The 14547-nt window shown below is 65.6% G+C and carries 12 protein-coding genes; 7 read left to right on the forward strand and 5 right to left on the reverse strand.

Annotated features, from left to right (window positions below; all coding sequences use genetic code 11):
* The first annotated feature begins 220 nt into the window (after nucleotides 1-220).
* The 4 genes from IFR23_RS13940 (at nucleotide 221) to IFR23_RS13955 (ending at nucleotide 5660) form a co-directional block, all read left to right on the forward strand.
* Nucleotides 221-1366 (forward strand): sensor histidine kinase, encoded by a 1146-nt coding sequence (locus IFR23_RS13940; RefSeq protein ID WP_192976437.1) that lies wholly within the window; start codon nucleotides 221-223, stop codon nucleotides 1364-1366.
* A complete protein-coding gene (locus IFR23_RS13945) occupies nucleotides 1363-2160 on the forward strand; it encodes a LytR/AlgR family response regulator transcription factor (RefSeq protein ID WP_192976438.1) in 798 nt (265 codons plus the stop codon). The genes IFR23_RS13940 and IFR23_RS13945 overlap by 4 nt, the downstream gene beginning before the upstream one ends.
* Before the next feature lie 175 nt (nucleotides 2161-2335).
* Entirely contained in the window at nucleotides 2336-3352 is a 1017-nt protein-coding gene (locus IFR23_RS13950) for a cell wall hydrolase (protein WP_192976439.1), read from the forward strand.
* A gap of 439 nt (nucleotides 3353-3791) precedes the next feature.
* Nucleotides 3792-5660, forward strand: a complete 1869-nt coding sequence (locus IFR23_RS13955) for an ABC-F family ATP-binding cassette domain-containing protein (protein ID WP_132737350.1) — start codon at nucleotides 3792-3794, stop codon at nucleotides 5658-5660.
* Nucleotides 5661-5938: 278 nt separating this feature from the next.
* Here IFR23_RS13955 and IFR23_RS13960 read toward each other — a convergent pair whose 3' ends face one another.
* The gene (locus IFR23_RS13960; protein ID WP_056066699.1) at nucleotides 5939-6259 is read right to left on the reverse strand and encodes a DUF3297 family protein; all 321 of its coding nucleotides are present in this window, start codon (nucleotides 6257-6259) and stop codon (nucleotides 5939-5941) included.
* Nucleotides 6260-6367: 108 nt separating this feature from the next.
* Complete coding sequence (locus IFR23_RS13965; protein ID WP_192976440.1) at nucleotides 6368-6763, reverse strand: hypothetical protein; 396 nt, start codon at nucleotides 6761-6763, stop codon at nucleotides 6368-6370.
* A 213-nt stretch (nucleotides 6764-6976) separates the two neighbouring features.
* On the opposite strand from IFR23_RS13965, the gene IFR23_RS13970 reads away from it, so the two are divergent.
* Entirely contained in the window at nucleotides 6977-7639 is a 663-nt protein-coding gene (locus IFR23_RS13970; RefSeq protein ID WP_342344962.1) for a L,D-transpeptidase family protein, read from the forward strand.
* A gap of 461 nt (nucleotides 7640-8100) precedes the next feature.
* Here the strand turns inward: IFR23_RS13970 and typA are convergent, their stop codons facing one another.
* The 3 genes from typA to IFR23_RS13985 form a co-directional block, all read right to left on the reverse strand.
* Entirely contained in the window at nucleotides 8101-9945 is a 1845-nt protein-coding gene (gene typA, locus IFR23_RS13975; RefSeq protein ID WP_056051990.1) for a translational GTPase TypA, read from the reverse strand.
* Between the two features lie 90 nt (nucleotides 9946-10035).
* Complete coding sequence (locus IFR23_RS13980) at nucleotides 10036-11013, reverse strand: hypothetical protein (RefSeq protein WP_192976442.1); 978 nt, start codon at nucleotides 11011-11013, stop codon at nucleotides 10036-10038.
* Nucleotides 11014-11453: 440 nt separating this feature from the next.
* Nucleotides 11454-12467, reverse strand: a complete 1014-nt coding sequence (locus IFR23_RS13985; RefSeq protein WP_192976443.1) for a zinc-binding alcohol dehydrogenase family protein — start codon at nucleotides 12465-12467, stop codon at nucleotides 11454-11456.
* Between the two features lie 153 nt (nucleotides 12468-12620).
* Here IFR23_RS13985 and IFR23_RS13990 point away from each other — a divergent pair, with 153 nt between their 5' ends.
* Entirely contained in the window at nucleotides 12621-13832 is a 1212-nt protein-coding gene (locus IFR23_RS13990) for a toxic anion resistance protein (protein WP_192976444.1), read from the forward strand.
* Between the two features lie 5 nt (nucleotides 13833-13837).
* Nucleotides 13838-14545, forward strand: coding sequence for a hypothetical protein (locus tag IFR23_RS13995; RefSeq protein WP_192976445.1), 708 nt, complete (start codon nucleotides 13838-13840; stop codon nucleotides 14543-14545).
* Nucleotides 14546-14547: the final 2 nt, after the last annotated feature.

Genomic DNA, 14547 nt, shown 5'->3' on the forward strand with positions numbered 1-14547 from the left:
CGTGACGAGAAGAATCGCCGTCCCGGGTTCGGGGCGGCGATTTTTATGTCGGCGCCACACGGGCAAGGCGCGCTTCGTAGCGACGGATATGCCGCAGGCGTTATGCCTTGGCAGGCTGACAGGCCGCTACGAACTTTGTCCTTTGGTATCGAGCAAGCGTAGGTCTACGCGCTCCAGGTTTTGCGCGGTCTAGTTTCGCCGTGTAAGAGCGCAGGCCATAATGGCTACCTCTCCCGCCCCGCCTCCCGGCTCGTCCGCCTTGAACTCCGCCCGGCGCCTGCCCTTCACCGCGCGACCGTTCTTCGAGAACAAGGCGCGGGCGTTCTGGATCCTCCAGGCGGTCGGGTGGAGCGGGTATCTGCTGCTGCGCGGGGTGGTGTCGATCTCGAACGGGCTGTCACTCGACGGGGTGATCCCGGTGATCGTCGAGGCGATCGTCGGATATTGCATCACACTGCTGCTCTCGACGATGTACGGCCAGTATCGGCGGATGAACCGGCTGGTCGGGATGTTCCTGACGATCGCGACGCTTGCCGCCGCGACGTTCCTGTACGCGGTGCTCGACGCGTTCACCTTCTCGTTCATCGCGACCGCGACGCCGGGGGTGACGCTCACGCGGCTGCTGGGGTCGGTGTACGTCACGTTTACCGTGCTGTTCGGGTGGTCGGCACTGTATTTCGGGATCAACTTCTACCTGATCGTCGAGCAGCAGATCGACCAGATGGAGCATCTCGAGAACCAGGCGTCGTCGGCGCAGCTGGCGATGCTGCGCTATCAGCTCAATCCGCATTTCCTGTTCAACACGCTGAACTCGATCTCGACGTTGGTGCTGCTCAAGCAGACCGAGCGGGCGAATGCGATGCTGAGCCGGTTGTCGTCGTTCCTGCGCTATACGCTGGCGAACGAGCCGACCGCGCATGTCACCGTCGCGCAGGAGGTGGACCAGCTGAAGCTGTATCTGGAGATCGAGAAGATGCGCTTCGAGGATCGGATGCGGCCGAAGTTCGACATCGATCCGCGCGCTGAACGCGCGCGGCTGCCGTCGCTGCTGCTGCAACCGCTGGTCGAAAACGCGATCAAATACGCGGTCACACCGCAGGAGGAAGGCGCCGAAATCTGCGTCGAAGTGCGGCTCGCCGGGGAACGCGTGCAGATCGCCGTATCCGATACCGGTCCGGGCTTGATCGAGGGCCGGATCGGTTCAAGCCAATCCACAGGCGTGGGGCTCGCTAATATTAGAGACAGGTTGGGTCAGGCATATGGGCCCGACCACCGTTTCGAAACCCGCTCCACGCCCGCTGGCGGCTTCTCGGTGGAAATCGAGATTCCGTATCAGCTTGAAGACGTGAACAGAGAGGCCTCATGACCATCCGTACCATTCTCGTCGACGACGAGCCGCTGGCGATCCAGGGGCTGGAACTCCGACTCCAGGCCCATGAAGACGTCGAGATCATCGAAAAATGCTCGAACGGCCGCGAGGCGATTCGCGCGATCAAGACGCACAAGCCCGACTTGGTCTTCCTCGATATCCAGATGCCGGGGTTCGACGGGTTCTCCGTCGTGCAGGGCCTGATGGAGGTCGAGCCGCCGTTGTTCGTGTTCGTCACCGCGTATTCGGACCATGCGTTGCGCGCGTTCGAGGCGCAGGCGGTCGATTATCTGATGAAGCCGGTCGAGGAATCGCGGCTGGCCGATACGATCGAGCGGGTTCGGCAGCGTTTGAGCGAGAAGCGCGGCGTCGAGGAGGTCGATCGGTTGCGCGAAGTGCTCGCCGATGTCGCGCCGGATGCAGCGGCGGATTTGCCGGACGGGGATGCCGTGTCGGCGAACCGGTTCGAGAAGCTCATCAACATCAAGGATCGCGGGCAGATCTTCCGCGTCGATGTGGATACGATCGAGCGGATCGATGCGGCTGGCGATTACATGTGCATTTATACCGGCGATAATACGCTGATCTTGCGTGAGACTATGAAGGATCTGGAGAAGCGGCTGGATCCGCGGCGGTTCCAGCGGGTGCATCGGTCGACGATCGTGAACCTGGATCTGGTGAAGCAGGTCAAGCCGCATACTAATGGCGAGTGTTTCCTGGTGCTGAATTCGGGGGCGAGCGTGAAGGTTTCGCGGTCGTATCGTGATGTGGTGGCGCGGTTCGTTCACTGAGATAGTCCCCGTCATCCCAGCGAAAGCTGGGATCTCCCGGTAACCGGCTCCGTCCTTGCCGATCGAGGTCCCGACTTTCGTCGGGATGACGGGGGGTGCGCTCCCTTAGCGGGCGCTTCCCCCGTTTCCTGTGGACATTAACCAGTCCCTAAACCCCGCGGCCTAGAGCGGGGGGATGAAGACGTCGGGTTACGGCCTTTACCGCCACGCGCTGATCAGCCTGCCCGCTTTGGTGATGGCGACGTCGTGCGTGCCGGCGGATCGGCCGGCGGCGATCGCTCGGGTCCAGCCGGAGCGGAACTCGCGAGCCTTGCTGAGCCGGATGGCGTTGCATGTGCCCGACGACATCTCGGCGAAGATCGCCACGGCCGCCCCCGATGCGCCGTTTGCCGCTGCGGTACCGTTCGTTGCGCCTCCCTTTCTGACATCGAACTCGGTCGATGACGCGAGCCGCGCGGCCGAGTGCCTGACGGCGGCGGTGTACTATGAAGCGCGGTCGCAGTCGGAGGATGGGCAGCGGGCGGTGGCGCAGGTGGTGTTGAACCGGGTGCGCGATCGGGCCTTTCCGAACAGCGTTTGCGGGGTCGTGTATCAGGGGGCCGAGCGGCGGACCGGGTGCCAGTTCAGCTTTACCTGCGATGGCTCGATGAACCGTGCGCGCGAGCCTGGGGCTTGGGATCGCGCGCGGGCGGTTGCGGCGGCGGCGCTTGGGGGGAGCGTGTATGCGCCGGTCGGGGCGGCGACGTCGTTTCATACGACCAGCATCCTGCCTTGGTGGGCGTCTAGTCTTGCGCGGATCACGACGGTCGGGGCGCATGTGTTCTATCGCTGGCAGGGGGCGTTGGAGCGGGCTCTGACGTTTCGGCAGGCTTATGCCGGGGTCGAGCCTGGGGTTCGGGCTGGTGGTTTGGCGAGCGGTGGTGGCGTGGCGGCGGTTGCGGCGCAGGTTGCTGGGGTTTCGGTGCATTATGGTAATCGGGACGACGTTGCGGACTCGGGTGCGGAGCCGGCCGATGCGCTGCATGGGGTGACCGTGCACCGGGGGGTGTTGCGTTCTGGTTCGGCGATGGCGGGTGCGGCGATTTTGCCTACGCGGTTGGTTTCCGGGGTGCGGATTCATGTTGGTGGGCGGGGGTCTGCGATGATCGGCAGCGGTAACGCCGCCGACGCGGTAGTGTCGGACGAAACCTGATAGCTCCCTCCCCTTCAGGGGAGGGTCGGGGTGGGGCACGGCCCCGAGCGACACGTTCGCGGACGAGCCCCACCCCAGCCCTCCCCTGAAGGGGAGGGAGTTTTGAGGCTCCCTATTCCAATACCTGCACCACCCCGGCGAAGGCCGGGGCCCAGTTGGTGAACGTTCCCAACTGCGGACCGCGCTTCGTTCCGACTACCTTTCCAACTGGGCCCCGGCCTTCGCCGGGGTGGTCGTAAGGCGGGGTGATCGTGGTTGCAAAAAGGCTCTCTTGTTCCCCCGCGGAGGCGGAGGTCCAGGATCTCGGGCGGTGGCGTTTGTGATCCTGGGCCCCCGCCTTCGCGGGGGAACAGCTTCTTCCAAAGGAGCTCTCGCCGCTCCATCGCGAGCGACACCCCTCCCCTCGCAAAACCATGCTGCATCTGCTAACGGGACGCGCATGCTGAACCTGAACAATATCACGGTGCGCCTGGGCGGACGCGTTATCCTCGATGGCGCCACCGCCGCGTTGCCGCCGGGCTCGCGCGTCGGGCTGATCGGGCGCAACGGCGCGGGCAAGTCGACCATGGTGCGCGTGATCGCAGGGCAGCTGGAGCCCGACGACGGGTCGGCCGACATGCCGAAGGGCGCCCGCATCGGCTACCTCGCGCAGGAAGCGCCGCACGGCGTGAAGACGCCGTTCGAGACCGTGCTCGAAGCCGATCTGGAGCGCGCCGCGCTGATGATCGAGAGCGAGACGAGCGAGGATCCCGACCGGCTCGGCGACGTGTACGAGCGGCTGATCGCGATCGACGCCTATACCGCGCCCGCGCGCGCCGCGCAGATCCTGCTCGGGCTCGGCTTCGACGAGGACATGCAGGCACGGACGCTCGACAGCTTCTCGGGTGGCTGGAAGATGCGCGTCGCGCTCGCCGCGCTGCTGTTCTCGCAGCCGGACCTGCTGCTGCTCGACGAGCCTTCGAACCATCTCGATCTCGAAGCGGTGATGTGGCTCGAGGACTTCCTCAAGGGCTACAAGGCGACGATCGTGGTGGTCAGCCACGAGCGCGATTTCCTCAACAACGTGGTCGATCACATCCTGCATCTGCAGGGCGGCAAGATCACGCTGTATCCCGGCGGCTACGACGCATTCGAGCGGCAGCGCGCCGAGCGGCTCGCGCAGATCGAGGCGGCACGCGCCAACCAGGCGGTGCAGCGCGAGAAGCTACAGGAATATATCGCCAAGAACTCCGCGCGGGCGTCGACCGCGAAGCAGGCGCAGTCGCGACAGAAGATGCTGTCGAAGATGCAGCCGATCGCCGAAAGCTACAACGATCCGACGCTGTCGTTCGGCTTCCCCAATCCGACCGAGCTTCGGCCGCCTTTGATCACGCTCGACATGGCGACCGTGGGCTATGCCGACGTACCGATCCTGAAGCGGCTCAACATGCGGCTCGATCCCGACGACCGGGTCGCGCTGCTCGGGCGCAACGGTAACGGCAAGACCACGCTCGCGCGGCTGCTGGCGGCGCAGTTGACGCCGATGGACGGCGAGATGTCGTCGTCGGGCAAGATGAAGGTCGGGTATTTCACGCAGTACCAGGTCGAGGAACTCGATCCGACCGATTCGCCGATCGAGCATATGTCGCATCTGATGAAGGGCGCGACGCCGGCCGCCGTCCGCGCGCAATTGGGGCGCTTCGGCTTCTCGGGCGACAAGGCGACGACTCGGGTCGGCAAGCTGTCGGGTGGCGAGCGGGCGCGTCTGGCGCTGGCGCTGATCACGCGCGATGCGCCGCATCTGCTGATTCTCGATGAGCCGACCAACCATCTGGACGTCGATGCGCGTGAGGCTCTGGTGCAGGCGCTCAACGCCTATACCGGCGCGGTGGTGCTGGTCAGCCATGATCGGCACATGCTGGAGCTGACCGCGGACCGGCTGGTGCTGGTCGACGACGGGACGGCGAAGGAATTCGACGGCAGCCTCGACGATTACATCGCGTTCGTCCTGAAGGGCGACGGCGGCAAGGGCGATGCTGCGTCGAAGGCGGACAAGAAGGCCGGCAAGAAGGCTGCGGCCGAGGCGAAGAGCAACGATGCGGCGCTTCGGAAGGCTCTGCGCGAGATCGAGGAGCAGACCGCTAAGTTCACCAAGGAGCGCAACGCTCTGGACCGCGCGATGGTCGATCCGGCGAATGCGGAGCCGCGGTTCTCGCGGATGTCGATGGGGGATCTGAGCAAGCGTCGCGCCGAGGTGAATGCGAAGCTCGAGGCCAGCGAGGCCAAGTGGCTCGAGGCTAGCGAGGCGTTGGAAGGCGTGGAGGCTTAAGGGCCCCCCGCTTCCGGCTTCGCATCTCACTGCACCGCCACCGCCCTGCCACCATCGTCATCCCAGCGAAAGCTGGGATCTCCCCGTTCGGGTCGTAGCGTCCGCCAAGCGGGATACCCCAGCTTTCGCTGGGTGACGGACGTTGGGTTGCGGCTGTATTACCGCGACGGTCCGCGCTTTCATGTTCTCCCGCGAAGGCGGGAGCCCAGTCTGGGTCCCCGCCTTCGCGGGGAAACATGCTTGCCTTGGTTCGGAGGCAGGCTTCGACCTCGTCGAGATCAGCCCTCGTCGGTGTCCGCGCCCGCTGCCGGACGCTCGAACCAAGCCTCCACAGGCCCGACCAGCTTCAGTGTCAGAGCGTTGCCGTTGCGGTCGACCTTCTTGCCGAGCGCGACTCGGATCCAGCCTTCCGAGATGCAATATTCCTCGACGTCGTGGCGCACCTTGTCCTTGAAGCGGATGCCGATGCCGCGTTCGAGCAGGTCCTGCTGGAAGAACGGGCTGCGCTGGTTGATCGACAGACGATCGGGGGGCGTGTCGCCGGTTGCGGCCGGGGTGGCGGCGGCTTCGGTCTCGGGGGTGTTTGGCGTGTCGGTCATGGTCGCGCGTCTAGCGGCAAGCACCGGGGGCGCGCCAGAAAAAAGGCACCGGACGCAAAAGAGGCGCCGGGATTGCTCCCGACGCCTCCATGCGATCGTCTGATCGGGTCAGCTGCAGACCTGCACCGCGACCCGGTCGCCGTAATAGGGGTCGACCCGCCATTCGTTCCAGCACCGCGGGCGGTAATCCTCGCGGTAGTAGGTCCGCACCGGCTCGGCGTAATACGCGCGCGGCGGCGGACCGCGGTAATAGCCGTCGTCGTAATAGCCGCGGTTGCGGTTGTTGTTGCTGGCGATCACCGCGCCCACGCCGAGACCCAGGATGCCGCCGAGCACTGCTGCGCCCGCCGCGTTGCCGCCGCCACGATGGCCGTGCCAGCCGCCGCCATAGCCACGCCCATAGCCGCCACGACCCCAGCGCTGCGCGTCGGCCGGTGCCGCCGCGGTCAACGCGGTGGCAGCGAGTGCTACGCCCAAGCCTGCCTTCTTCAAAAATCCGTTCATCTCTTCCGAACTCCGTTACTGGTTACGCCCGGTCCGCTTGGGACAAACGCATAAGTGTCCGACCGTGTTTCAGCATTTAGGCGATTCGGTCTGAACTGGTTCGGAACGGCTTGTTAACCCACGGTATAGCTGGAGTCCCGGTCGAGGACACAGGAGTCTCGGCCCGGCTGGGTATTGTTCACGAATATCGGATAGGGTGCGGCGATGCACAGGATGATGACGACGCGAGCGATCGCCTTTGCCGTGCTCGGCGGGAGTGCGGTGCTGATCGGTGGGCTGGCGCTGTCCGGGTCGCCGGTGAAGGTGCGGGCGGTCGAGGCGCCTGCTCGGGTGGCCAAGGCTTCCGTTGCTACGCCGGTTGCCAAGGTGGCGCCGAAGCCGGTTGCCGTCGCTGCGGAGGACCCGGCCGATGCGTATGTCGTGAAGCGGGTGCTGAACGTGCCGGAGCCTTTGCGGCATGGGGCGTATTACTGGGATACGGAGGGCGTGCCGGAGGGGCCGATCGTGATCACCGTCGACCTGGTGGCGCAGACCTTGTCGATCTTTCGCAGCGGGTACGAGATCGGGACGGCGGCCGTGATCTATGGCGCGGACGAGAAGCCGACTCCGCTGGGGGTGTTCAAGATCACGCAGAAGGACGCGCATCATGTGTCGAACCTGTACGGGGCGCCGATGCCGTACATGATGCGGCTGACCAATGATGGGGTTTCGATCCATGGCAGCGCGTTGATGGATGGGAAGTACGCTACGCATGGGTGTGTTGGGGTGCCGACCGCGTTTGCGAAGCTGATTTTCGAGCAGGTTAAGCTTGGGGATCGGGTGATCGTTACGAGTGGGGAGATGTTGGAACGGGGTGGGCGGATTACTGCTGCCTGAGGGGGCGAGCGGGGGAGGCGATTGCCGCGGATCGTCCCCTCCGTCATCCTGACGAAAGTCAGGATCCAGAGTAGCGGCTGGCGACCTTCGTGGCTCTGGATCCTGACTTTCGTCAGGATGACGGCAGCTCGCATGATCGCTACCGCGTCGACTGCTGCTTCGTGCCGCCCTTCCCCCCTCGACCACCAACGTCCGTCATCCCCGCGTAGGCGGGGATCCATATCCTCTGACGTCCGCAACTTACCCGTTAGGCTAGCCAATATGGGTTCCCGCATTCGCGGGAATGACGGCGTGTGGCTGGGTGATCGAATCGGGCCAAGCAAACGAAAAGGGCCGGAGGTTTCCCTCCGGCCCTTCTTCAGTTCCGAACCGGCGCGCCGCGGCAAAGCCACGTCGTCGGACCTCGCTTGAGCGAGGCCGGCCGAGCGCCTTAGGCTCAGCCGGCTTCGCCTTCGCTGGCCTCAGGCGCTCTGCTTAGCCCGGCTAGCGCGCTTGCGCTCGTTCGCATCCAGGAAGCGCTTGCGCAGGCGGATCGACTTCGGCGTGACTTCGACCATCTCGTCGTCGTCGATGTACGCGATCGCCTGCTCCAGCGTCGCACGCTTCGGCGGGGACAGGCGGACCTGGTCGTCCTTGCCGCCCGAGGCGCGGAAGTTGGTCAGCGCCTTGGTCTTCATCGGGTTGACCTCGAGGTCGTCCGGCTTGGCGTTCTCGCCGACGATCATGCCCTCATAGAGAGCCTCGCCGTGGCCCACGAACAGGATGCCGCGCTCTTCGAGCGGGCCCAGTGCGTAGTTGTTCGCCTCGCCCGAACCGTTCGAGATCAGCACGCCGTTCTTGCGGCCCTCGATCGCGCCCTTGTGCGGACCGTACTTCTCGAACAGCCGGTTCATGATCCCCGTGCCGCGCGTGTCGGACAGGAACTCGCCATGATAGCCGATCATCCCGCGCGAAGGCGCCGAGAAGGTGATGCGGGTCTTGCCACCGGTCGACGGACGCATGTCGGTCAGTTCGGCCTTACGCGTGTTCATCTTCTCGACGACGGTGCCCGAATGCTCTTCGTCGACGTCGATGATGACGGTCTCGTACGGCTCGGTCTTCTTGCCGTTCTCGTCCTCGCCGAACAGCACGCGCGGACGCGAGATGCCCAGCTCGAAGCCTTCGCGGCGCATCGTCTCGATCAGCACGCCCAGCTGAAGCTCGCCGCGGCCGGCGACTTCGAAGCTGTCCTTGTCGGCCGCCTCGGTCACCTTCACGGCGACGTTCGACTCGGCTTCGCGGAACAGGCGCTCGCGGATCATGCGCGACGTCACCTTGCTGCCTTCGCGGCCCGCCATCGGCGAATCGTTCACGGCAAAACGCATCGACAGCGTGGGGGGATCGATCGGCTGCGCGTGCAGCGGCTCGGTCACCGTGATGTCGGCGATCGTGTCGGCAACCGTGGCGACCGAGAGACCTGCGAGCGAGATGATGTCGCCGGCCTTGGCTTCGTCGACGGGAACCCGCTCGAGACCACGGAACGACATGATCTTGGACGCACGACCGGTCTCGATGATCTTGCCGTCGTTATCGAGTGCGTGGATCGCCTGGTTGGTCTTCACGGTACCCGAATTGACGCGACCGGTGAGAACGCGGCCGAGGAACGGATCGCGGTCGAGCAACGTGACGAGGAAGGTGAACGGCACGCCGGCGACTTCCACGGCGGGCGGCGGCACGTGCTTCACGATCGTCTCGAACATCGGGATCAGCGTGCCTTCGCGCGCGTCCATGTCGGTCGATGCATAGCCGTTGCGACCCGATGCGTAGAGCACGGGGAAATCGAGCTGGTCGTCGTTCGCGTCGAGCGACACGAACAGGTCGAACACTTCGTCGAGCACTTCCTGGATGCGCGCGTCGTTGCGATCGACCTTGTTGACGACGACGATCGGCTTCAGGCCGAGCGCCAGCGCCTTGCCGGTGACGAACTTGGTCTGCGGCATCGCGCCTTCAGACGAATCGACCAGCAGGACGACGCCGTCGACCATCGACAGGATGCGCTCGACTTCGCCGCCGAAATCGGCGTGGCCGGGCGTGTCGACGATGTTGATGCGGATGCTCTCGGACTCGCCGGGAGGCGTCCAGTCGACCGAGGTCGGCTTGGCGAGAATGGTGATGCCACGCTCTTTTTCGAGGTCGTTCGAATCCATTGCGCGCTCTTCGACGCGCTGGTTGTCGCGGAAGGTGCCGGACTGGCGGAAGAGCTGGTCGACCAGCGTCGTCTTGCCGTGATCGACGTGCGCAATGATCGCCACGTTGCGGAGGCTCATGAATGTATTCTCTTGATCGAGGAACGGGGTTGGCGCGCGCCATAGCGTAATTGTTGCGCCGCGGGAAGACGCAGCGGCATTTCGTCGCCTTTAGAGGGAACCTCCGCGGCGCTTGTATGTTCCGGCGGCGAGAATAGCACGGGGATCGCGGACCGCCAGCATTGCCCTCAGCGCGGCGCGTTTGTCGGGTGCGGCGGCGTAGTAACGCTGCCAGATCCGCAGCCCCATCCAATAGCCGAGTTCGGGCGGCCAGCCGGCGGGCGGCGTGGAGTAGTTGCCGATCCAGCGGGTATAGGCCTTGGCTTCGGGCGAGCCTTCCTCCGGGTCGTCCTTGTCGGTGAGCTTGCGGGTGAGCGCGATGTCGGCCTGCATCTGGCGCCAGAGTTCCGCCTCGCGAGGCGTGGCCCAGGCGGCGCGGGCGGCGTCGGGCTCCTGGCCGGTGACGAGCCCAGCGATGAAGTCGGCGGCGCCCTCGACGAGGATCGCGGTGAGCAGCGGGTCGCGGGCGAGCGTCATGCCGGCGTCCTGCTGGAACGAATGCACCGTCTCGTGTGCGAAGAAATGGCGGAGCGTCTGGCGGAGTTTCTCGGGCGTCGGCGACATGCGGCACAGCACTTCGAGCCCGAGTACCTGCGCGCCCGGCTTGGCGGTGCCGCCCGAGGTGTTCGCGCCGAAGACCATATAGACTTGCGGGAGCTTCACGTCGGGGAGCGCGCCGTGCAGGCCGAGATAGATCGCGCGGAGATCGGCGGTGGCGGCCTTGGCGGCGGGGAGGCAGGTCTTGATCGCCTGCGCGTAGCGGGTCGGGTTGGCGGCGATGGCGCGCGCGAGCGTGTCTGCGTCGACGATCCGGCCGGGGGTGAAGACGCCGATCCCGAAACTGCCCTTGTCGAGATAGTCGCGCTTGAGTTGCGCGGCGGTGGGTTTGCCCTTGGTCTTGACGAAGAGCGCGGCGAAGCGGTCGGCGTCTTCGGTGTGGATCGTGGCGGTGAGCGGGTCGGCTGGCGGGGGACGATTCGTGGCTGCCGCGGGTAGGAGGGCGAGCGCGAGGATCAGCGGGCGGAGCATGGTGCGCAGCGTATCGCGTGTTTGCCGGCACGCCAGAGCGGATATCACAATCCTCCACCGCCAGGGGGAGGTGCCGCCGAAGGGGACGGAGGGGGAGGACACGAAACCAGCGTGGTCGCTTGCCGCCCCCTCCGTCAGGCTACGCCTGCCACCTCCCCCTTGCGGGGGAGGATCGTTAGGTGGCGGCGACCTGCAACGCGCCACCTTCCATTCGATCCACCCCGGCGAAGGCCGGGGCCCAGTTGGGAAGGTGGAAATAACGACGTGCCGCCATCCGTTAGCAACGTCCCCCAACTGGGCCCCGGCCTTCGCCGGGGTGGTGCACACCCTTGCAAGTCATCCCCGCGGAGGCGGGGACCCATATTCTCAGGAGGCTAGCGACTTTATATCGAGGCCAGCCTGTATGGATCCCCGCCTGCGCGGGGATGACGAGGGCGGTATTAGAACCCCTCCAGCACGATCTTCCCCTTGGCCGTGTGACTCTCGATCCGCTCGTGCGCCCGCCGCAAATTCCCAGCATCGATCCTCCCGAAATTCTCCGCCAGCGTCGTCCGCACCGTCCCCGCATCCACCAGCCGCGCGACCTCGTCGAGCAACACCCCTTGCTCGCCCATGTCCGCGGTCTGGAACAGCGAGCGCGTGTACATCAGCTCCCAGTGCACCGAGATCGACTTCTGCTTGAGCGGCACAATGTCGAGCGTCTTCGGATCGTCGATCAGCGCCAGCCGGCCCTGCGGCGCCAGCAGTTCACCGATCTCGGCGATGTGCTCGTCGGTATGCGTCGTCGAGAACACGAACCCCGGCGCGCCGAGTCCGAGCGCCTCGACCTGCGCGGCGAGCGGCTTGCGGTGGTCGATCACGTGATGCGCGCCGAGATCCTCGACCCAGCCGCGCGTCTCGTCGCGCGAGGCGGTGGCGATCACGGTCAGGTCGGTGAGCTGCCGCGCGAGCTGGATCGTGATCGAGCCGACCCCGCCTGCCCCGCCGATGATCAGGATGGCGTTGGCCGCGCCGGGGACGGGTTTGCGCACGTCGAGCCGGTCGAACAGCGTCTCCCACGCGGTGACCGAGGTCAGCGGCAACGCCGCCGCCTGCGCCCAGTCGAGCGACGCCGGCTTGTGGCCGACGATGCGCTCGTCGACGAGGTGATACTCCGAATTGGTCCCCGGCCGGTCGATCGCACCCGCATAGAACACGTCATCGCCGACCTTGAACCCGGTCACGTCCGGGCCGACCGCGACGACGACGCCCGATGCGTCCCAGCCCAGCACCTGCGGCTTGCCGTCGGGATCTTCGCGACGTTGGCGGATCTTGGTGTCGACCGGGTTGACCGACACCGCCTTCACCTCGACCAGCAGGTCGCGACCGGTCGCGTCGGGCTTGGGGAGATCGAGATCGACGAGCGACTGCGGATCGTCGATCGGGAGCGACTTGGTATAGCCGATGGCGCGCATGCTGGAACTCCTGTGATGTCCGCGACCAAGCTGTCCACGCCACCCACCGGTTTCAAGGAGAGCTGTTGGCAAGCCTGAGTGTATTATCTATATACGCCACTTGAACGCGGGGCGGGTTGCAGCCACCATGCCCCACCGAACGGAGACACGAGTATGGCGACGACCCCGAACACGCTGACGGAAGAGCCGGGCCTGGTGCTGACCCCGCCCGATCCGGTGCCGACCGTCGCCGCCGCCAAGGCGTCCGGCCTCGTGCCCGTCGATGCCGGCGTGAAGTCGCAGCTCGAGGAGCGCGTGTCGGGCTTCGTCACCGATCTCGTCGCGCAGGACGTCAACTCGCCCGAATTCGGCAAGCGCGTCGACGCGATCACCGCGATGGGCGCGAAGGAAATCCGCGAGGCCGCCGGCCAGTCGAACCGCTTCCTCGATCGCCCGGTCAAGGCGATGGATCAGGAGACCGGCGTCGGCAAGGACCTCGCCGAGCTGCGCCGCGTCGTCGAGGATCTCGATCCCGGCAAGAAGGGTAACCTGACCGCGCCGCAGAAGCTGTTCGGGATCATCCCGTTCGGTGGCAAGATGCGCAATTATTTCGACGGCTATAAATCCTCGCAGACGCACATCGCGCAGATCCTGAAGAGCCTCGGCTCGGGCAAGGACGAGCTGCTGATGGACAATGCCGCGATCGATACCGAGCGCGCCAATTTGTGGGCCGCGATGGGCCGGCTCGAGCAGATGATCCATTTGTCGAAGACGATGGACGCCAAGCTGGAGGACGTCGCCAACGACCTCGACCACACCGATCCCGCCAAGGCGAAGGCGATCCGCGAGACGGCCTTGTTCTATACGCGCCAGCGGACGCAGGACCTGCTGACGCAGATGGCGGTGACCGTACAGGGCTATCTCGCGCTCGATCTGGTCAAGAAGAACAATGTCGAGCTGGTGAAGGGCGTCGATCGCGCCTCGACCACGACCGTCTCGGCACTGCGGACCGCGGTGACGGTGGCGCAGGCGCTGACCAACCAGAAGCTGGTGCTCGAGCAGATCACCGCGCTCAACACGACGACCGCGAACATCATCGATTCGACCGGCAAGCTGCTCAAGTCGCAGACCGCGCAGATCCACGAGCAGGCGGCGTCGGCGACGATCCCGCTGGAGACGCTGCAGCGCGCGTTTCAGAATATCTACGACACGATGGACGCGATCGACGTGTTCAAGCTGAAGGCGCTCGATTCGATGAAGGTCACCGTCGGCGCACTGTCGAACGAGGTCGACAAGTCGCGCGGTTATATCGCGCGGGCTGAGGGCGCGACGCAGGGGCAGTTGGGCGGACCGTCGCCTAGCCCGTTCAAGCTGGAGGCGATGTAACCCTCGTGAGCGAAGTCGACGACGCCATCGCCAGCGCCCGCGCCTCCTGGTCGCGCATTTCCGACGACCGCACCGGCACGGTGATCGGGCGCGTGCCGACGCGGGGGCGAGCGAGGCAGACGCAGGCGATCGGCAAGCGGCTGACCCGGATCGCGGTCGCCGACGTCGCGATCTTGATCGCGGCGATGGTGATCGGCTGGATCGTGCCGCTCGGGATCGGCGGCGCGATGCTGGTGATGGCGCTGCTGGTCGCCGCGACGGTGCTGTTCGCGGTCTGGCCGGCGGAACGCGCGCCGACACCCGAGCGCCTCGCCGCGGTCGACATCCGTGCCCTCCCCGCGCAGACCGAACGCTGGCTGGAGGCGCAACGCCCCGCCCTCCCCGCGCCGGCGATGAACTTGGTCGACAAGATCGGCCTGCGCCTCGAAACGCTGACCCCGCAGCTCGCGACGCTCGACGCGAACACGCAGGAAGCGGTCGACGTCCGGAAACTGATCGGCGAGCAATTGCCGGCGTTCGTCAAGGATTACGAGAAAGTCCCGGCGTCGCTGCGCACCACGCCGCGCAATGGCCGCTCGCCTGACGCCGAGCTGGTCGACGGCCTGAAGCTGATCGAGCAGGAAATTGGCGAGATGACCGCACGGCTGGCACAGAGCGACCTCGACAATTTGTCGACCCGCGGTCGCTTCCTGGAGATGAAGTACAAGGATTGAGG

Origin of the sequence: Sphingomonas sp. CFBP 13603, assembly GCF_014892665.1 — a bacterium.
GTDB lineage: Bacteria > Pseudomonadota > Alphaproteobacteria > Sphingomonadales > Sphingomonadaceae > Sphingomonas.